We start from the raw sequence: 16,985 nt of genomic DNA, 5'->3' as shown, positions 1-16,985 counted from the left end.
AGGAAGACGAGGGCTTTTCAGATGCAGAGGAATAAAATCCGCTTTTGCACACTTGCCATCGCAATGGCTGCGGCAGCAGGGGCTGCCCGCGCCTCCTCAGGCGATGCCTGGCAGGAGTTTGCTTCTGAGGTCGAAGGCAAGTGCAAGCAGGCGGCACGCGCCTCGATCGAGTTTCCGCATGCCGTCGTCGACCCGTTTGGCAGCGAGCACTACGGCATAGCCTTGGTGACCGGCAAGCCGAAGGGCGGGAATGGCTTCGTCAGCTACTTCTGCGTCTACGACAAGCAGACGAAAAGCGTCGAGCTGGGTAGCGAACTTCAGACCGATGAGATGCGGATTCTGCCCGAGGAATAAGGTCACCAGCTGCCTGTTGCACAAACATCACAGGTGCGCCCGTCAAACCTGTTGATTGTCATGCTGCATATTTTGACACCGACACATAGCCGTTTCTAGATGTAAGCGCAGCATGCGTTTACGGACTCACGGTAATTTTCAATCGGTCGTTTAATTAGCTGAAATCCATATTTCGCCGGCGTTTTTGGCAAGTACTTTTGGGGTACAAGTCATGGTCATGAACTTTTTTCGTCGCGCAGAAGACGGCGGCAAGTCGCTGTCGACAACAGGATACCGACCCGCGTCAATAACCGATCAGCGCCCAGCGGCCGACGAGGCGCTGCGTTACGCCATTCCTGATGTAAACGCCTTCGCGGCCTTCGGCTCGGCGCTGGAGGAAAACCAGCGGACGTCGGAAGACCTGTTGTCGAGCCTCACATCGCTGCAGGAGCGCGTTTCCTCGCTGCTCGGGACCCACAGCCAGTCGTTGGACGAGACCGGCGCGCTGCGCGCCGAATGCGCGCGCATCAGCTCGCTTCTCGATTACGAAAGCAACGCGCGCCAGAAAGCCGATCAGGACAATCTTCGCCTGATCACCGAAAACAAGGATTCTCGTGCCGACAACACGCAGCTTCGCTCCGAGATCGAAGCCTTCCGCGACGAGCTGACGAAACTGCAGGGCGTGCATCAGGTCACCCGCGAAGAATTCACGATCATCGAGAACCGGTTGCTTGACGCCGAACGCGAACTGACGGATCGCGCCATCCAGTTCGATGAAGCCTCGACGCTTCTGAAGCGTGCACAGACCGAGCTTGACCAGCGCAGCCGCGAACTTTCGGCCACGCGTGAGAAGCTCGACAACGAGACGACGGCGCATCAGCTGCCAATGGAAACCTCGCGCCGCGAGAACGGCATCCAGACGCGCGAGATGGCCCGCCTCAACGAGGAACGCAGCCATCTGAAGTCCAGCCTCATCGAGCAGGAAGCCCAAGTGCGCAATCTGCAGATGGCTGTTACCAACCTGAAGCAGGACCTCTCCCTCTTCGAGGAACGCCACAAGAGGCTGGAAGTCGAGCATGAGACCCTGCAGGCCTCCTCGGCGCTCGAAATAGCCCACCTGACGACGAAGCATGAGGCGATCGGCTCCAAGGCCGAACTCGTGGAGAAGCTGCTCATCACAGCCGCAACAAGATGACGGACGAGGAACTGCAGGCGGCTCGCGCCGATCTCATGCGTGTCAAATCGGAACTCGCCACCTCCCTCTCCCGCTCCGAGCGGCTTGCAGAGGAACTGCAGCGCGCCCGCACGACCGGCGCCGAGAGCGAGGCAGCGCGCCGCGAACTCGCGACACAGGCCAACGAGCTGACGCTGAAGCTGCGCGAAGCCGAAAGCCTACGCGTGCGCCGCGACCGGGATGCCGATGCGCTGCGTCGCGACGTCGATACGCGCATGGATTCGGATCGCTACGAAATCGGCCAATTGCGCACCAGCCTGGAGATCGCCAAGTCGGAGATCCGGCAACTGCGCGCCGAGCGTGCCATCCTGACCGGCCAGCTCGAAGTCGCGCGCAGCGACCGGACCGGCGGCATGACTCCAATTGCCCCCCGCGATGAGGGCGACGAGGTCCGCATGCCGGCAGCAAGCTTCACGCCGATGATCGACATCTCCGAGAAGTCGCTGCGTGGGCCATCGGCCGACAGCACGCCCGCCGAATGAGGTTTGACGGCGCCAGGCTCCGGCCTCGTGCCAAACCTTGCTTTTGCCTGTATTGTATTGGCTTCTTAAGGGGCTAAGGCCGATCGCGTGAACAAAGACTTACGCGATCTGCCTTAGGTCTTTGTTGTTATGCACGGCATGGCCTTGAAACGACTGTGCGCTTTCGGAGGGCATGCCTTGGGCCGGAGAGGACGATGGCGCTCGGGATATCGCATCGCTTGCAGGATGGCATCGAATCCGTAGAGACCATGACCCGTTTCGCGTTCGCGGTCCTGGCGCTTGCCTCCGGCGTCTACACCTATCTCGGCGTGCGTAGCATCCTCGACGGATCGGCGACCGCCGTGTTCTTCGCAGCACTCATCTATTCCAGTGCCGTTTCGGTGGCGATCTACGCCTTCTGGACCTATATGGCTCGCTTCTATCCGCATGTGACCGGTACAGGCGGCCGGGCCGCCATGCTCGGCGTCATGGCGCTCGGTTGCGCGATGATCATCGCCATGTCGAGCTGGCTGAACGCGGCCGCCCTGGCCGGCTCGGCGGCGCTTGAACAGCATCTGGCAGAAACACTGGAAGGCTACACCGCCGATCTTGACCAGGCGCATCAGAACGCGCTCGCCGCGCAGAGCCTGCTTCCCGACATCCAGCGCACACAGGAGCGGTTCCAGCGGCTTGCCGACCAGGAGCGCGAGACCGGCGCGCTGACCGGAACAACCGGGGCCGGCAGCGTCGTCCAGCTTCTGTCGCAGATGGCCTCGCAACTGACCGAGCTGGAAAACGGCATCAACGCCTCGCGCGAGCGCGTGACGACCCTCTTCGACGAGGGCCGAAAGCACCTTGAGACGATGCGGACGCTGGTTTCAGCGCCGGGCGCGATCAACCCGCGCGCCGACCAGTTCGCCGCCGAAGTCGTCGGGCTTTCCGGCGTCATCACCTCGCTGGAACAGACCTCGATCGCGCCATCGGTCAAACGCGCCGCGGAAGACCTGTCGCTCGGCTTCATTGCGCCGGTCGCGGACGGACGCGAGGCAGATCTTGTCAACCGGCAGGATCAGGTCATGGAGACGATCCGATCCTCCGTCGCGGCGCAGTCCAAGGTGTTGTCACAGGCAGCCGACCAGATTCTCGAGCGCGAGCCGGTGGCCGAGCGGCGTTTCGTGCCGCTGTCTTCGGCCGAAGCCGTGCTGCGCTACGCAGGTGATTTCATTCCCAGCTGGGCCGGCGCCATCTCGATCGATATCCTGCCCGCGGTACTGATCTTCATGCTGGCGATCGTCCATTCGACGCTGCGTCGGCAAGAACAACGCCTTCCCTTCGCCGAACGGATCACTGCAGCCGAGCTCCTGCAGGCGCTGGAGGTGCAGCGTGAAGTCCGGCGGCACGGCGTCGACATCGAAGCTGCCATGGATGCCGCAGAGCGGAGCGAAGCGACGGAGCAATCGAACATTGCGAGCTTCGATCTTTCCGGCAAGGGGCCGCGCAAGGGGCCGCCGGCATGAAACTGGAAACAGCGGGGCAGAAGCTGAAGGACTACGTGCTCTCCGCCGATGACGGCACGCTGATGCGGCATGTCTTCCATGCTCTGCTGACGTTGGCCGCAATCTTCGTGATCATCGATTGGCATGAAATCGGCGCCACCAGTTCCGACATTCCAGCCTTCGATCCGATGATGCCGGATGCCATGCCGATGCTTCCGCCGGCTCTCACGCAGGGCAAGCCCCAAAACGCACCTGCCGAGATCACCACAGACCCCGAGGTCTTGAGAAAGCCGATCCGCTTCGAACTGCAGGCAGGCGGTGTGCTCCTTGCACAAGGCACGATCGAACCGGGTGCGGCCGCACGCTTTGATGCCGAAATCAAAGCCCGTGGCGAGTACGTTAAAACAGTCTCGCTCGACTCGCCGGGCGGATCGATTGGCGATGCGCTGGCCATCTCCACGGTTATCCGCGAACGCAAGATTGCAACCACCGTCGCCAGCGGCGCCCTTTGCGTCTCCTCCTGTCCGATCATCATGGCCGGTGGTGTCGCGCGCACGGCGGACAAGGACGCCGTTATCGGCGTGCATCAGGTTTTCAACGGCACCGGTGAGAAGCTTTCGCCTGAACTTGCCATGTCGGAAGCCCAACGCACCACTGCCGATGTGACCCGCCACTTCGACGAAATGGGAATCAAGCCCGGGCTCTGGATTCACGCCATGGAGACGCCGCCCGACAGGCTCTACTATCTCTCGCCCGATGAACTGAAGGAATTCGCACTCGTTGCGCCGTTTGTTGCGGCGGCCAAGAAGGCAAAATAGGGGGGCCTTTAAGCGGATCTTCCATTGATGGTGCTTGCTGTTGCTCTCGCCTTTCTTGGGAAGCAAGTCATTTCATGGCATGGGTGCGAGTGGTACGCCCATGCCCAACGCGTCGTGGCCGAGCCATCTGGCGGGCTGTTCTATTGGTCCGGCTCCGGCAAGGATCGGGGACGCATTGCCCGCTCCAACTGGAAACGGCAGAATGACCGAAATGGGCCGAGACCGGATATTTCAATCGCATTGTCGGATTGACAAAAACTGGTTCGTCCTAGGGGCACTCTCAAGTGTTCTGTCCATTGGAGGATCATCATGCCGAACACGATACGTCTTCACCGCGTCCTGGCCGCCAGTCCCGAGAAAGTTTATCGAGCATTCGTAGAGGCGGATGCGCTGGCCAAATGGCTTCCCCCGAATGGGTTTGTCTGCACGGTGCATCATTTGGAGCCAACGGTCGGCGGAACACACAAGATGTCCTTCCGGAATTTCACGACCGGTGGAAGCCATTCCTTTGGCGGCAGCTATCTCGAATTGGTGCCAGGCGAGAAGCTTCGTTACACGGACAAGTTCGACGACCCCAACCTGCTTGGCGAAATGGAGGTCACCGTGACATTGAAGAAAGTCTCGGTCGGAACCGAACTCGATGTCGTCCAGGCGGGCGTCCCGGACGAGATCCCCCCAGAGGCCTGCTATCTCGGTTGGCAGGAATCGCTCCGTAATCTGGCAAAACTCGTCGAGCCGGAAATCAACGAATAGATCTCAGAACCTGCGCCGTTTAGAGAACGGCCGCTCGATCGTTCATGAGAGCAAAGGCAAAGACCCGTCTGACGAGGTGGCATCGGCCTGCGCGAACGCGCTCGCCGAGCTCCTCGTTACCTCCGGGGCGGAGCGACCGAAGGGCCTGACAGCTCGCCCAGGACATCGATCTCGATCTCCACGCAGACCGTCTCATATTCCGCGATCAGACGGTCGCCGCCATCGAGGTTCTGGCGAAACCTCTCCAGCGCCGAGCATGCCGCATCGTAAGCTTCGAGAATTCCGTCGAGCGGAGACCCTTCCTCCAAATGTTGAAGCTGCTACGAACGGCGGGAAGCTTCAGCATCAGCCTGGCTCGTCCACGCTGCGTTGCCTCTTGGCTCCCGTCTCTCTCGATGCGATCGCGCCCCATCGAGCGCCCCCTCCTCAACACATGCCGAGAATTATGACAGGACCGCCCTCGGCGCCTCGATTGTCCTCTCGACCGACGGCAGTCCATTTCAGGGTGCATTGATAAATATGCTTGTCGCTATGTTTTTGAGCCTCTATCGTTTGAGTATCCCGTTGTAAATTCTACTTAATCAGAATCGTGGTGTTCCGATGAGCAGTGCAGAGACGGACAGAATCGGCCTGGTCGAACCGGCGCCAGATGACGTGCAGGAACAACTTACGCGTATTCTGCGGAGCCAGGAGTTCCGGTTGCCCGCGCGGGCACGCCAGTTTCTGCAGTTCGTTGTCGAAGAGACCCTCGAAGGGCGGCGTGATTACCTGAAGGCTTTCACTATCGCCCAAACGGTATTCGGGCGGGATGCGAATTTTGACGCCCAGAATGATCCATGTGTCAGGATCGAAGCCGGGCGGTTGCGAAGAGAGCTTGAGCGGTACTATCTGGTGGCCGGGGCCGATGATCCGGTCATCATCACGATCCCGAAGGGCGGGTATGTGCCGGTATTTCGGCGGAACTCGGAGACCAGCCCCGCGGGTGTCGCCGACGAGGTGTCGAGCGTTTCGGAACATGCCGAGGTGGGTTCGGCGCAGATCGATGCTCCTCCCGGACGAATGAAGCCGCCCTTGATGAAGCGTTGGCATTGGCTCGCTGCGGGAGGCACGGCGATTGCCCTCCTCGCCGCGATGGTAGGAATGCATCAAGGGATGAAGGCGCCGGAACAGAAAGAGACATCGGCGAGTGCGGAGAATCGCCTCACACTCGTCGTGGAAAGTTTCGATACAGTCTCGGGTGGGCCGCTTGCATCGAGTGTCTCCCAAGGCATCACCGATGAGATTATCGACAAGCTTGTCCCCTTCAAGGACATTGTCGTCCTCACCGACGATCAAGCCCGTCAAGCCGGGGACATTCAAAACGAGCCATTGTATTCGCTCCAGGGGAGCGTCCGGCTGGAAGGCGACAAGCTTCGATCTTCCGCGCGCTTGGTCCGGCGGGCGGATGGAGCGGTGATTTGGGCGAACAACTATGACGCTGATTTGCGCGCACAGAGCGTCCTTGAAACAGAAGCAGCTCTTGCCGATGACATTGCGACCGCTGTCGCCCGCCCTTTCGGTGTCATTTTCCAGACGGACGCCGCCAACGTCGCCGGAAGCTGGGACACATATTCCTGCACTCTTTCGTACTACAGCTACCGAAACGAGATGACCCGGCTGGCACACGATGTTGCGAAGACCTGCCTGCAGCAAGCAATCGAGAAGAAAGAGACCGATTCCTCCCTTGCTGCCCTTCTTTCGCTCACTCTTCTCGACGAATTCCGGTTTCCTTTCCAACTCAATACCAAGCCGACGCCGGCGACGCTCAAGACCGCAAAAGACCTGGCCGAACGAGCAGTACAGCTCGACCCACAGAACGCTCGTGCCCTTCAGGCGCTGATGCTTGCCAACTTTTTCGGCAATGATATTGCCGGAGCCTTGAGAGCCGGTGAGGCAGCCTATGCCATCAACCCGAACGACACCGAGGTCGCTGGCGAATACGGCCTGCGTCTCTCCATGTCCGGAAAATGGGACACAGGCTGCGAACTGATATCAACGGCGGTCAGAAAAAATGCCGGGCCAGGAGGTTATTACGAGGTCGGGATGGCGCTCTGTGCCTTTATGAGAGGCGATGCTCAGGCAGCCGAACTCTGGTCGCGGATGTCGGACCTCAACTACAATCCGATGCACAGGCTCGTCTTGCTGTCCATTCTCGGAGCATTGGGGAAGCACGAGCAGGCCAAGGAACAACTTGATTGGCTGACCACCAACAGCCCAGCCTTGATCCCGAATGTCCGGCAAGAGGTCGTCAAGCGTTTGGCGAGCCCCAAGGACCAGGAGCGGTTCTTCGCAGGATTGCGCTCTGGCGGGATGATCGTCGAGGACGAGCAGGCCGTTAACTGACATAGCAAGAAAAAGGGCCGCAGCTGGGCTGCGGCCAAGGCACTGCCACCAATCAGGCAAGTGTAGGTTAGGCTCGAAACCTGGCGCAGCCTATCACGACTTTGGGCGAAACTCCGTGCCCAGGGCCGTCAGTATGGCCACCATCCCAAATGTATCAACAGCGACAGAACACCCTGCGCGATGGCGATACCGACTAACGCCACAACCGCCGAGCCGCGCAGGAGTTTCCACCACCTGTTCTTCGCCACGATTTCCCTGGTTGAAGCGTTACGCATTGCGAAACCGCCTCCTTGGATAGCACGTTCCCCCTCAGGACTTCTTCGTGAATATTCCGAGGTTTATAAGCTGGACACGGCGGTTGTTCGAGGCATTTGCATCGGTTCCTTCGATCGGCAGATGTTCGCCGACGCCGACTGCGTAAAGACGCTGCGGGTCGACGGCGAATGTCGTCGAAAGCGCTTCCTTGATCGCCGCGGCCCGCTGCTCACTCAATTCCAGATTATGCTTTTCGTCGCCCGTGGCGCTGGAATGCCCGATGACCAGGAACTTGTAGTCCCACAAGTTCGGATGATGAAGGGCGTCGGCGAGCAGCCCGAGCGTCCGATAGGACTTCGGCTGGATGGCGACGGAGTCGTTCTCGAAGTTGATCTCCAACACCATCTGCGGAAGCTTTGCGATGCGCTTCCAGTTCGGCAGCGCCGACATTGGCTTGTCTCCGCCGCTGATTGCCTCCTGCCGCAAGATTTCCACGTCGATTGCGGGTGCGGCCGCAGTCAGCTTCCCCAATCCTTTAACGATTCGCTCTTGCGATACCTCCTGCGCGAACGCCAAGCCAGGGAGGAGAATACCGGCAGCCAGCGCAACTACGGTTTTTGAAAGCATTCTTGTCATCGGCTTATCTCCATCCCGCGTCGGTGATCACCTGATTGCATTCCTCGCTGACCCGTTTCTCCTTCTTGACGAGGCAGGCGAGAACGAAGCCGTCGCCCTTGATGCCCGAGCAGCTCTTGGACATGTCCCTCTGGCAGACCTGCTCGTAAGACGCTTGGGCGTGTTCGCGCTGCCCGATTGACTGGAAGACGGCGGACAACGAACTCTTGCAGGTGGGCGAAACCTTTGCGGCGTTCTGCTGCAGGCAGTCGGCAATACGTCCGCCTCCGAGGTTGAGACCTTTGCAAAGCTTTTGGATATCGGCCCCACAGTCATCGGCGAGCTTCGTCACCGCGTCTGCGTAGCTTAAGGTCTGGGCACTAACTTCTCCAGTATGAACAAGGGAAGCGACCAGAACAGCCGCCACCAGCAAATTGCGCTTCAGCATATCGCCCTCTTTCAGTCTCGGGGTGAGATCGAACACGTGAAGCTTGCATGATGCGTCGCGTTTGGGCACGTATATTACGGTAAAACACACCCCCGATACTCGGACGGTTTTTATCGCGCCGCCTTCTTGTGTGGGTGCCTGTCGGCCACCAATCGGCTAGCGAGTGCGGATCGCCACGTTCGGGAGACGCGCTCTAAACGTTGCGACCGAAATAGACGTCTACCGAGGTGATCCGATCGCCCATGAAGCGCAGGACTTCCATGTTGCGGAACGCTCCGCCGTCATGTTTTTCGGCCCTGTACCGAACGACGGCCTCGTCATTGACGATCTCGAGATACTCGATCTCCATGGCGCGAAACGGCGGCGGTTCGGGCCAGCAGCGGTTGAAATACTCGATGCGATCGATGTGATCGTCGCGCGGGCTGGAGAAGCGGAAATCCTCCGAGAGCATCGCGCCCGCATCATCCTTGCGTCCGTCAATGTAGGCTTCATAGAGGTTGCGAACGATCCGTTCGCGTCGTCCATCATCATTGGCCATTGCACCGGTCCTTCCCGTTCATTCCGATTGCAATTTGCAATCAGTTTATAACGGGTGGAGCTGTTTTGCACAACTTCGGCTTGGAAATCCGGTGGCAATCGGCCAAGATCGTGTGATTACAGTCCCAGGCCATCCCCATGTCGGAAGCGCAAACCATATTGCAACGGCTGAGCAAGCTCGCCGCCAAGGACAATCGGCCGTCGGCTCTGCCGGCGGGAGGCGCACGCGCGTCGGCTCTGTTTTCCTTCGTGACCCGCGAGCGTGAACGGATTGCCGGCTGCGCTTTCCCACGCACCTCGATTGTGGTGATCGTAGAGGGGTCGAAGGAACTGGTCACCATGGGCCGGCAGATGCAGTTTGTCGCGGGCACGGTGCTGGTGTTGCCCGCAGGCTGGCGCGGCGACGTCGTCAACGATCCCGATCCAAAGAGCGGCGTCTATCGCGCCATCTTCATCGATTTCCAGGACGAACTGGTCAACCGGGCAAGGCGCTCGCTTCCGCCGCAGCGAGCCAGCGCACGGCTTCACGTCGCCCTTGATCCGGTGCTGGTGGCTGCGATCCACCACGCCGGCGAAGGCATTGTGGCTGGCACTCTGCCGGCAGCGCTGATCGAGCACCGCTTGATGGAAGTGCTGATGGTTCTCGGCATGCGCGGCGCCCTGCCCGAGGACACGACAACGCTCAGTGATGCGGTGCGCGCCTTGATCCGCTGGCAGCCGAACAAACCCTGGACCGCAGATCAGATTGCCGCTGAACTCGGCACCAGCAACGCAACGTTGCGGCGACATCTCGCTGGCGAATCCACGTCGCTGCGCGCCCTGCTGACAGAGGTGCGTGTCGACCTCGCTTCCACGTTGCTGTCGCAGGATGGTCTTTCGCTTCGCGACGCCGCGCTTGCGGCGGGCTACCGATCGCCGCGACGCCTTGCCGAGCGGATGCGTGCCGAGCCGAAGGGCAATTCACCCGCCGACATTTGAGCGTTTCCGGCTGATCTTTGAGCGTTTCAGTGCGCCAGATCGGCCGATACAATTGCTAGTTCTCCTGCACCGAAACAAGGAGACGCTCATGCTCACGATCGCCCGCACAGCCATCATTCTCGCCTTTACCGCTTCGCCACTTCTGGCGGCGGATATCAAGGTCGTTTTCGAGAACAGCGGACAAGGCGGCACCTTGCCGGAGAACAACGCCTCCTGCGTCGCAGCGGGCGGCAAGGCCGCAGCCGGAAGCAACAAGAGCCCGGCGCTCTCGTGGTCGAAGGGTCCGGAGGGTACGCGCTCGTATGCGCTCGCGATGACGGACCCCGATGTGCCGCAGGACCTCTCGCTGTTGAACAAGGACGGAACGGTGATCGCCAGGGATGCGCCCCGCATGGAATTCACTCACTGGATCCTCGCGGACATTCCAGCCACGGTCACCCAACTGACGGAAGGAGCTGACGGCGATGGCCTGCCGCAGGGCGGATTGCCGCTGGAGATGACCGGACATGGCCGCCGCGGCAAGAACGGCTTTGCGGCCTTCTTGAAGGACGGTCCATACGGGGGCTATATGGGCGCGTGCCCACCCTGGAATGACCTGCGCATTCACCGCTACCGGATAACGGTCTATGCGCTCGATACCGACCGGCTCATGCTTCCCGACGCCTTCACGCGCGCCGATTTTCTTGCCGCTGCAAAGGGACATGTCCTTGCCTCCGGCGCGGCTGAACTGACCTATACGATCAATGCAAAGGCCACGAAATGACCGATACCAAATGGGAGGCCGCCGTCATCGATAGCGGCTCGATCTACTGGAAGCGCAATCTGGTCATTTCGCTCCTCGGCTCCTTCACGACGATCGTCGCGATGACGCTGCTGCTGCCCTTCCTGCCGCTCTATGTCGAGGAGCTTGGCGTCAGCGACCACGCGGCGATCGTGCAGTGGTCGGGCATCGCCTATGGGGCGACCTTCCTGGCCGCCGCCTTCGTGGCGCCGCTCTGGGGCCGGCTCGGGGATATCTATGGACGCAAGCTGATGCTGGTGCGCGCCAGCGCTGGCATGACCGTTGCGATCTCGCTGATGGGCATGGCCGACAATGTCTGGCAGCTGGTGGCGCTGCGCCTGTTCGTCGGCCTTGCCGGCGGCTATTCGTCTGGCTCGATGGTATTGGTCGCGACGCAGACGCCGAAGGACCGTTCGGCCTGGGCGCTTGGTGTCCTCTCCTCCGGCATCATGGCGGGCAACCTCGTCGGTCCGCTGATCGGCGGCGCGCTGCCGCCGTTGATCGGCATCCGCAACACCTTCCTTGCCGCCGGCGGGATGATCTTCCTGGCGTTCCTCGCAACCACCTTCCTGATTAAGGAAGAGAAGTCCCCTGCCCGCAAGCAGGCCGCGAAGGCCAGCGGCGGCTGGGCCTCGATCCCTGACAAGGCGCCCGTCATCGCGATGCTCGCGACCGGCCTGCTGCTGATGCTCGCCAACATGTCGATCGAGCCGATCATTACCGTCTACGTCGCGCAACTGGCGGAAGATCCTCGCAGGGTGACGATGATATCGGGCATCGTCATGTCGGCGGCCGCGCTCGGCAGTATCCTGTCGGCCTCGCGCCTCGGCAAGCTTGCCGACCGGATCGGCCACTGGCCCGTGACCGCCGGCGCACTTGCCATTGCCGGCCTGCTCCTGGTCCCGCAGGCGTTCGTGACCAGCTCCTGGCAGCTGATCATCCTGCGCTTTCTGATGGGGATAGCGCTCGGCGGGCTGCTGCCCTGCATCTCGGCGGTCATCCGGCATAGCGTACCGGACAGCGCGGCGGGCAGCATCCTTGGCCTGTCTGTCTCCTCGCAATATGTCGGCCAGGTCGCCGGCCCGGTGCTCGGTGGCTTCACCGGCGGCCATATCGGCATGCGAGCCGTCTTTCTCGGGACATGCCTGCTTTTGATTGCCGGTTCCGCCTATGCCTGGCTCGTGCGACCGCGCGCCGCCGTCACGGCGCGCCGCAGATAAGATCGACGCCGCAGCGCGCCAGCGCTTCCAGCGCCTCACGGGTTTCCCCGGCTCGCGCCCGGACCGCCAGTGAGTGCATGATCGTCGAGGCCAACCGCGCCAATGCCTTCGGATCGGTCTTCTCCGGCAGCTCTCCGCGTTCGATCGCGAGGGCGAGCCGACCTTCTATTGCGCGGTCGAAATCGGCAAGGCTGCGGCCCAACACCTCGCGCACCCGCTCGTGCCGGACGGCTTCGACGGTCGCAGTGCTGATCAACAGGCAGCCACGCGCTGCCGTATCGCCGTGAAGGTAGGTCGCAAGGGCGCGATCATACATCCGCGCCAGATTCTCGCGGACCGGCAAGGACGGATCCAGCGCGTCCTCGAGCGCAACCATGCTGTCGGCCCGGTAGCCCTCCAGCGCGTCCAGATAGAGATCCTCCTTGTCGCCGAAGGCATTGTAGAGGCTCGGCCGATTGAGGCTCGTGGCGGCGCTCAGATTGTCCAGCGACGCCGCGGAAAATCCCCGATCCCAGAAAACCTCACGCGCCTTGCCGATCGCGGCGCTCGCATCGAACCCGCGCGGACGGCCGCGCTTTTTCTCATCCTTCATATTTTTGTACCGCTTCGCATTAAATTCTTGACGAACATATTTTTATGCGAAACAGTACAAATGTCTAATGAATTGACACCGGCACGCCAATGCCGGTCTGCGGAGGAGAAAATCCGATGAAACTTTACATGCGTGCTGCCGCCTGTTCGCTTTCGCCGCATATCGTTTGCCGTGAACTCGGGATCGATGTGGAACTGATCGCCGTCGACCCCGCGAACCACCGAGCGGAGAATGGTAGCGACTATCTTTCCGTCAACGGCAACGGCTATGTGCCGGCCCTGATACTCGACGATGGCAAGGTGTTGACCGAGGGGCCGGTTATCGCCCAGTTCCTTGCCGATAGTGCAGCCGAGGGAACATCGATGCTGCCGGCTGCCGGCAGCTTCGAACGCAGTCAGGTGCAATCGTACCTGAACTTCGTCGCCTCGGAGCTGCACAAGCCGATGGTCATGTTTTTCGATGCAGCCTATGCCGGCGCCCATGACCAGATCCACGCCCTGCTCCTCAAACGGTTGGAATGGTTGAACAGCCGTATGAAAGGGCCTTACCTGACCGGCGAAAATTTCACCGTGGCCGATGCCTATCTCTTCGTCTGCCTGAACTGGTCGCCATGGATCGCTATCGACCTCAGACAATGGCCGACGCTTTCCGCTTTCATGAAGCGTGTTGCCGAGCGGCCAAGGGTGAAAGAGGCGCTACAGGCCGAGCAACTACTGGCCTTCGAACAGGACGGCGTCTTTTTCGCCCCGGAAGTCTACCTTGCCGCGGCCAACCGGACCGGCACGCCTGTCCTGCCCTGACTTGTGTCCGCGCATGGGCGCCGGAGGTGCCTACATTAGCAGGTAATCCACCGGCACTGGGAGAGGCGGCAGATCCGTCTCTCCCAGAGCTTCGCGCAGATTGATCTCGATCATGTCGGCAAGAGCGCCAATCGGCAGTGCGTTCGGCTGGATGCCGAAGGGGGCCTCCAGCTCGTCGCCCAGCGCATCGAGGCCAAAGAAGGTGTAGGCGACCAGCGCCGTGGCAAACGGCATGAACCAGCCGAGAACATCGTCGAAGCCGAAGGGCAACAGCAGGCAGAAGAGATGCGCCGTGCGGTGCAGCAGCAGCGTGTAGCCGAACGGAACCGGCGTCCAGCGGATGCGCTCGCAGGAGGCCTGCGCCAGCGTCAGCTCACCGAGCGTCTTATCCAGTATCTGATAGGAGATGTCTGACAGCATGCCCTTGGCGCGTAGATTGGCAAGCTCCCGCGAGATTTCCAGCGAAATCGCCTCCGGCGGCGTGCGGCTCGCGTGATAGCGCGCCTTCGGTTCGGGCAGCAGCAGGCGCTCGACCTTTTCGCGGCCGCTGCCGGCGCGCAGATGCGGCACCAGCGACTGAATGAAGGCGATGACGAGTGTGGCCAGGCGTTTGCGTGCTTCGGTGCCGGCCTCGCCCTGCCCCCGCTTCGAGGATCAGTGTCTGCCGCGCGAAGTGGCGCGCGGAGAAGATCAATTGCCCCCACTGCTTGCGCGCCTCCCACCAGCGGTCATAGCAGGCGTTGTTGCGGAAGCCGAGGAAGATGGAGATTGCGATACCGAGCAGTGCGAAGGGAGCGCCGTTGAAGACCGGCAGGATCCCGGGCCAGACATTGTGGACAAGGACCACGAGCGAGGAGATGAAACCGGTCAGCAGAATCTGCGGGAAGACCTGCTTGATGATCGAGCCACGGAGAATGAAGAGGAGCTGAAGCAGGCTGGGGCGGGGGCGCACGATCATGACGCGGGCTTCTCGGTCGTTCGAATGACGGGATCTCGGCCTCCTCCCTACAGCCGACCGAATGGCCGCGGCAAGCGCGGCCATTGCATTCAGGTCTGAGGCGACGGGCTCAGCTGTCGCTTTCGCTGCGACCGAAGGCCCAGTCCATGTAGAGTTCGAGCGCCTTGCGCGTGACCGGCCCTTGCTGGAAATCGCGGCCATCGAGGCGGCTGATGCCGACGACCTTGGAGTAGTTGCCGGTCGTGAAGATCTCGTCGGCACTCATGAAATCCTCGACGGAGAGCGTCATTTCGCGCACCTCGAAGCCCGCCTTGCGTAGCAGGCCGATGACGCGGGCACGGGTGATGCCGGCAAGGAAGGTGCGGTTGGCGATGGGCGTGGAGACGATGCCGTCCTTGACCATGAAGATGTTGGAAGACGCCGTCTCGGCGACGTTGCCGTTCATGTCGCGCATCAGCGCATTGTCGAAACCGCGGCTTTTGGCTTCGGCGATGGCACGACCGCTGTTCGGATAGAGCGAACCCGCCTTGGCGTCCGTCATCGCCGTTTCCGGCGACGGGCGGCGATAGGGCGAAACCGTGAGCGAATTCGGCGCATTGTTGCCGAGCGGGGCTTCGAACAGGCAAAGCGCGAAACGAGTGGACTCGCCATCGACCGTGACGACGCTGCCGGCCGAGCCATGCTCGCCCCAATACATCGGCTTGATGTAGATCGGCGTCTTGCCGTCGAACTTCTTGATCCCTTCCCAGGCCAGCGCCTCGATTTCCTCGGCGGTCTTGACCGGCTTCAGGCCCATGTTGATCGCCGAACGGTTGACGCGCTGGCAATGCAGGTCGAGATCCGGCGCGATGCCATCGAACCAGCGTGCGCCATCGAAGACCGTCGAGGCCAGCCACATGGCATGCGAGGTCGGCCCGATCAGCGGCGGATTGCCGGTAAGCCACTCTCCCTCGACATAGGTCCAGGTGGTTGAACGGGGCGATGTATCGACGGCCATGGCATTCTCCTTGAAAAGACCACAGAGCAAAATCCCCGTGCAAAGAGCCGGTCAAGCGGAAATCCACGCCTCTGAGCCCTACGCAAGAAAATGGCGAAGAGGTTTCGCAGGGAGTAATATTCGTTCGCGATCCCTTGCGCGCTATCGATGGGTGTATCACTGAAAATCATGGATGGCGCGATTGGATGCGACATCGGCGCCGTGGCATGATGCGCTGGAATCGTTGCGACTGACAGGGAGTAAAATCGATGAAAGCCATGTTCTACGACGCCTTCGAGAAGGCTCCCGAAATCCGTACCCTGCCCGATCCGACGCCCAGCGAGGATGGCGTGGTCATCGCCGTCGGCGCGACCGGGCTTTGCCGCAGCGACTGGCATGGCTGGATGGGTCATGATCCGGATATCAAGTTGCCGCATGTGCCGGGCCATGAGCTGGCTGGCAAGGTGGTTGCGACGGGAAAAGGCGTCATGCGCTTCAAGATCGGAGACCGCGTGACCGTGCCCTTCGTCTCCGGCTGCGGCCACTGCAGCGAATGCCATTCCGGCAACCAGCAGGTCTGCCCGAACCAATTCCAGCCGGGCTTCACGCATTGGGGCTCGTTCGCGGAGTATGTGGCGATCGACTATGCCGATACCAACCTCGTGCATCTGCCTGACAGCATCGATGACGCGACGGCGGCAAGCCTCGGTTGCCGCTTTGCGACGTCGTTTCGCGCCGTCGTCGATCACGCGGGCACTGGCCCCGGCGAATGGATTGCCGTGCATGGCTGCGGCGGCGTTGGCCTGTCGGCAATCATGATCGCAACGGCGCTCGGCGCCAACGCAATCGGCATTGATCTCTCCGACGAGAAGCTTGCTTTTGCCCGCGAATGCGGTGCGGTGGCGACGATCAATGCGCGTAGCGTGGCCGATGTCACGGAGGCGGTGCGCGAGATCACCAGGGGCGGCGCGCACGTATCCATCGACGCGCTCGGTCATCCCGTCACCTGCTTCAACTCGATCAAGAATCTGCGGCGGCGTGGACGGCATGTACAGGTCGGCCTCATGCTCGACGACTACGCGACGCCGCAGATTCCGATGGCCCAAGTGATCAGTCACGAGCTCGAGATCTATGGCAGCCACGGCATGCAGGCCTGGCGCTACGATGCGATGCTATCGATGCTCACTGCCGGCAAGATCGCGCCGCAGAAGCTGATCGGCCGGCGCGTCACGCTTGAGGAGGCGATACCGGGCCTGATGACACTGGATCAAGCCGAAGGCGTAGGGATCAGCGTCATTACGCAGTTCTGACCGCAAGCTCACAACCGACAGCAACCAAAAAGAGCGTT

The 16,985-nt window shown here is 61.2% G+C and carries 18 protein-coding genes and 1 pseudogene; 12 read left to right on the top strand and 7 right to left on the bottom strand.

The window, feature by feature from the left end:
- Positions 1-21 precede the first annotated feature (21 nt).
- From ATY79_RS10180 to ATY79_RS10160, 6 genes are all read left to right on the top strand, one after another.
- On the top strand, positions 22-354 hold the full coding sequence (locus tag ATY79_RS10180; RefSeq protein ID WP_189637995.1) for a hypothetical protein: 333 nt from the start codon (positions 22-24) through the stop codon (positions 352-354).
- A 217-nt stretch (positions 355-571) separates the two neighbouring features.
- A complete protein-coding gene (locus ATY79_RS31405) occupies positions 572-1,528 on the top strand; it encodes a hypothetical protein (RefSeq protein ID WP_245312347.1) in 957 nt (318 codons plus the stop codon).
- Complete coding sequence (locus ATY79_RS31400) at positions 1,525-2,049, top strand: hypothetical protein (protein ID WP_245312346.1); 525 nt, start codon at positions 1,525-1,527, stop codon at positions 2,047-2,049. Before ATY79_RS31405 ends, ATY79_RS31400 begins: the two co-directional genes overlap by 4 nt.
- Before the next feature lie 194 nt (positions 2,050-2,243).
- Positions 2,244-3,545, top strand: a complete 1,302-nt coding sequence (locus tag ATY79_RS10170; RefSeq protein WP_141105716.1) for a hypothetical protein — start codon at positions 2,244-2,246, stop codon at positions 3,543-3,545.
- On the top strand, positions 3,542-4,342 hold the full coding sequence (locus ATY79_RS10165; RefSeq protein WP_088703762.1) for an ATP-dependent Clp protease proteolytic subunit: 801 nt from the start codon (positions 3,542-3,544) through the stop codon (positions 4,340-4,342). The genes ATY79_RS10170 and ATY79_RS10165 overlap by 4 nt, the downstream gene beginning before the upstream one ends.
- Positions 4,343-4,651: 309 nt before the next feature.
- Positions 4,652-5,095, top strand: a complete 444-nt coding sequence (locus ATY79_RS10160; protein WP_088692299.1) for an SRPBCC family protein — start codon at positions 4,652-4,654, stop codon at positions 5,093-5,095.
- Positions 5,096-5,211: 116 nt separating this feature from the next.
- Here the strand turns inward: ATY79_RS10160 and ATY79_RS31395 are convergent, their stop codons facing one another.
- A complete protein-coding gene (locus ATY79_RS31395; protein ID WP_088703761.1) occupies positions 5,212-5,403 on the bottom strand; it encodes a hypothetical protein in 192 nt (63 codons plus the stop codon).
- Between the two features lie 292 nt (positions 5,404-5,695).
- Here ATY79_RS31395 and ATY79_RS10150 point away from each other — a divergent pair, with 292 nt between their 5' ends.
- Complete coding sequence (locus tag ATY79_RS10150; RefSeq protein WP_088703760.1) at positions 5,696-7,477, top strand: hypothetical protein; 1,782 nt, start codon at positions 5,696-5,698, stop codon at positions 7,475-7,477.
- 309 nt (positions 7,478-7,786) lie between these two features.
- Here the strand turns inward: ATY79_RS10150 and ATY79_RS10145 are convergent, their stop codons facing one another.
- The 3 genes from ATY79_RS10145 to ATY79_RS10135 form a co-directional block, all read right to left on the bottom strand.
- On the bottom strand, positions 7,787-8,368 hold the full coding sequence (locus ATY79_RS10145; protein WP_088703759.1) for an OmpA family protein: 582 nt from the start codon (positions 8,366-8,368) through the stop codon (positions 7,787-7,789).
- A gap of 4 nt (positions 8,369-8,372) precedes the next feature.
- A complete protein-coding gene (locus tag ATY79_RS10140; protein WP_088703805.1) occupies positions 8,373-8,795 on the bottom strand; it encodes a hypothetical protein in 423 nt (140 codons plus the stop codon).
- Between the two features lie 193 nt (positions 8,796-8,988).
- Complete coding sequence (locus ATY79_RS10135; protein ID WP_088692294.1) at positions 8,989-9,333, bottom strand: nuclear transport factor 2 family protein; 345 nt, start codon at positions 9,331-9,333, stop codon at positions 8,989-8,991.
- A 137-nt stretch (positions 9,334-9,470) separates the two neighbouring features.
- Between ATY79_RS10135 and ATY79_RS10130 the strand changes: the two genes are divergently transcribed.
- From ATY79_RS10130 to ATY79_RS10120, 3 genes are all read left to right on the top strand, one after another.
- Positions 9,471-10,310: an AraC family transcriptional regulator gene (locus ATY79_RS10130; RefSeq protein WP_088692293.1), complete on the top strand. Its 840-nt coding sequence runs from the start codon at positions 9,471-9,473 to the stop codon at positions 10,308-10,310.
- A gap of 88 nt (positions 10,311-10,398) precedes the next feature.
- Positions 10,399-11,073, top strand: a complete 675-nt coding sequence (locus ATY79_RS10125; RefSeq protein WP_088692292.1) for a YbhB/YbcL family Raf kinase inhibitor-like protein — start codon at positions 10,399-10,401, stop codon at positions 11,071-11,073.
- The gene (locus tag ATY79_RS10120; RefSeq protein WP_088703758.1) at positions 11,070-12,311 is read left to right on the top strand and encodes a multidrug efflux MFS transporter; all 1,242 of its coding nucleotides are present in this window, start codon (positions 11,070-11,072) and stop codon (positions 12,309-12,311) included. The genes ATY79_RS10125 and ATY79_RS10120 overlap by 4 nt, the downstream gene beginning before the upstream one ends.
- Here ATY79_RS10120 and ATY79_RS10115 read toward each other — a convergent pair.
- Complete coding sequence (locus ATY79_RS10115) at positions 12,292-12,903, bottom strand: TetR/AcrR family transcriptional regulator (RefSeq protein ID WP_088703757.1); 612 nt, start codon at positions 12,901-12,903, stop codon at positions 12,292-12,294. The two genes, ATY79_RS10120 and ATY79_RS10115, sit on opposite strands and share 20 nt — an antisense overlap.
- 116 nt (positions 12,904-13,019) lie before the next feature.
- On the opposite strand from ATY79_RS10115, the gene ATY79_RS10110 reads away from it, so the two are divergent.
- Positions 13,020-13,703: a glutathione binding-like protein gene (locus tag ATY79_RS10110; RefSeq protein WP_088703756.1), complete on the top strand. Its 684-nt coding sequence runs from the start codon at positions 13,020-13,022 to the stop codon at positions 13,701-13,703.
- Between the two features lie 30 nt (positions 13,704-13,733).
- Here ATY79_RS10110 and ATY79_RS10105 read toward each other — a convergent pair.
- Both ATY79_RS10105 and ATY79_RS10100 read right to left on the bottom strand, forming a co-directional pair.
- A pseudogene (locus ATY79_RS10105) lies at positions 13,734-14,661 on the bottom strand (bestrophin family protein).
- A gap of 109 nt (positions 14,662-14,770) precedes the next feature.
- Positions 14,771-15,658, bottom strand: coding sequence for a branched-chain amino acid aminotransferase (locus ATY79_RS10100; protein WP_088703755.1), 888 nt, complete (start codon positions 15,656-15,658; stop codon positions 14,771-14,773).
- 248 nt (positions 15,659-15,906) lie between these two features.
- Here ATY79_RS10100 and ATY79_RS10095 point away from each other — a divergent pair, with 248 nt between their 5' ends.
- Complete coding sequence (locus tag ATY79_RS10095) at positions 15,907-16,947, top strand: zinc-dependent alcohol dehydrogenase family protein (protein WP_088703754.1); 1,041 nt, start codon at positions 15,907-15,909, stop codon at positions 16,945-16,947.
- Positions 16,948-16,985: the final 38 nt, after the last annotated feature.

It is taken from the genome of Rhizobium sp. R693 (assembly GCF_002211315.1).
In the GTDB taxonomy this organism is placed as follows: domain Bacteria; phylum Pseudomonadota; class Alphaproteobacteria; order Rhizobiales; family Rhizobiaceae; genus Rhizobium.
The sequence above is the reverse complement of the archived record's forward strand: the minus strand, read 5'-3'. Positions and strand labels throughout refer to the sequence as shown.

Excerpts from the sequence above, each read along its gene's own strand:
- ATY79_RS10180 (WP_189637995.1), top strand. The coding sequence starts at position 22 with ATGCAGAGGAATAAAATCCGCTTTTGCACACTTGCCATCGCAATGGCT.
- ATY79_RS31405 (WP_245312347.1), top strand. The coding sequence starts at position 572 with ATGAACTTTTTTCGTCGCGCAGAAGACGGCGGCAAGTCGCTGTCGACA.
- ATY79_RS31400 (WP_245312346.1), top strand. The coding sequence starts at position 1,525 with ATGACGGACGAGGAACTGCAGGCGGCTCGCGCCGATCTCATGCGTGTC.
- ATY79_RS10170 (WP_141105716.1), top strand. The coding sequence starts at position 2,244 with ATGGCGCTCGGGATATCGCATCGCTTGCAGGATGGCATCGAATCCGTA.
- ATY79_RS10165 (WP_088703762.1), top strand. The coding sequence starts at position 3,542 with ATGAAACTGGAAACAGCGGGGCAGAAGCTGAAGGACTACGTGCTCTCC.
- ATY79_RS10160 (WP_088692299.1), top strand. The coding sequence starts at position 4,652 with ATGCCGAACACGATACGTCTTCACCGCGTCCTGGCCGCCAGTCCCGAG.
- ATY79_RS10150 (WP_088703760.1), top strand. The coding sequence starts at position 5,696 with ATGAGCAGTGCAGAGACGGACAGAATCGGCCTGGTCGAACCGGCGCCA.
- ATY79_RS10145 (WP_088703759.1), bottom strand. The coding sequence starts at position 8,368 with ATGACAAGAATGCTTTCAAAAACCGTAGTTGCGCTGGCTGCCGGTATT.
- ATY79_RS10140 (WP_088703805.1), bottom strand. The coding sequence starts at position 8,795 with ATGCTGAAGCGCAATTTGCTGGTGGCGGCTGTTCTGGTCGCTTCCCTT.
- ATY79_RS10135 (WP_088692294.1), bottom strand. The coding sequence starts at position 9,333 with ATGGCCAATGATGATGGACGACGCGAACGGATCGTTCGCAACCTCTAT.
- ATY79_RS10130 (WP_088692293.1), top strand. The coding sequence starts at position 9,471 with ATGTCGGAAGCGCAAACCATATTGCAACGGCTGAGCAAGCTCGCCGCC.
- ATY79_RS10125 (WP_088692292.1), top strand. The coding sequence starts at position 10,399 with ATGCTCACGATCGCCCGCACAGCCATCATTCTCGCCTTTACCGCTTCG.
- ATY79_RS10120 (WP_088703758.1), top strand. The coding sequence starts at position 11,070 with ATGACCGATACCAAATGGGAGGCCGCCGTCATCGATAGCGGCTCGATC.
- ATY79_RS10115 (WP_088703757.1), bottom strand. The coding sequence starts at position 12,903 with ATGAAGGATGAGAAAAAGCGCGGCCGTCCGCGCGGGTTCGATGCGAGC.
- ATY79_RS10110 (WP_088703756.1), top strand. The coding sequence starts at position 13,020 with ATGAAACTTTACATGCGTGCTGCCGCCTGTTCGCTTTCGCCGCATATC.
- ATY79_RS10100 (WP_088703755.1), bottom strand. The coding sequence starts at position 15,658 with ATGGCCGTCGATACATCGCCCCGTTCAACCACCTGGACCTATGTCGAG.
- ATY79_RS10095 (WP_088703754.1), top strand. The coding sequence starts at position 15,907 with ATGAAAGCCATGTTCTACGACGCCTTCGAGAAGGCTCCCGAAATCCGT.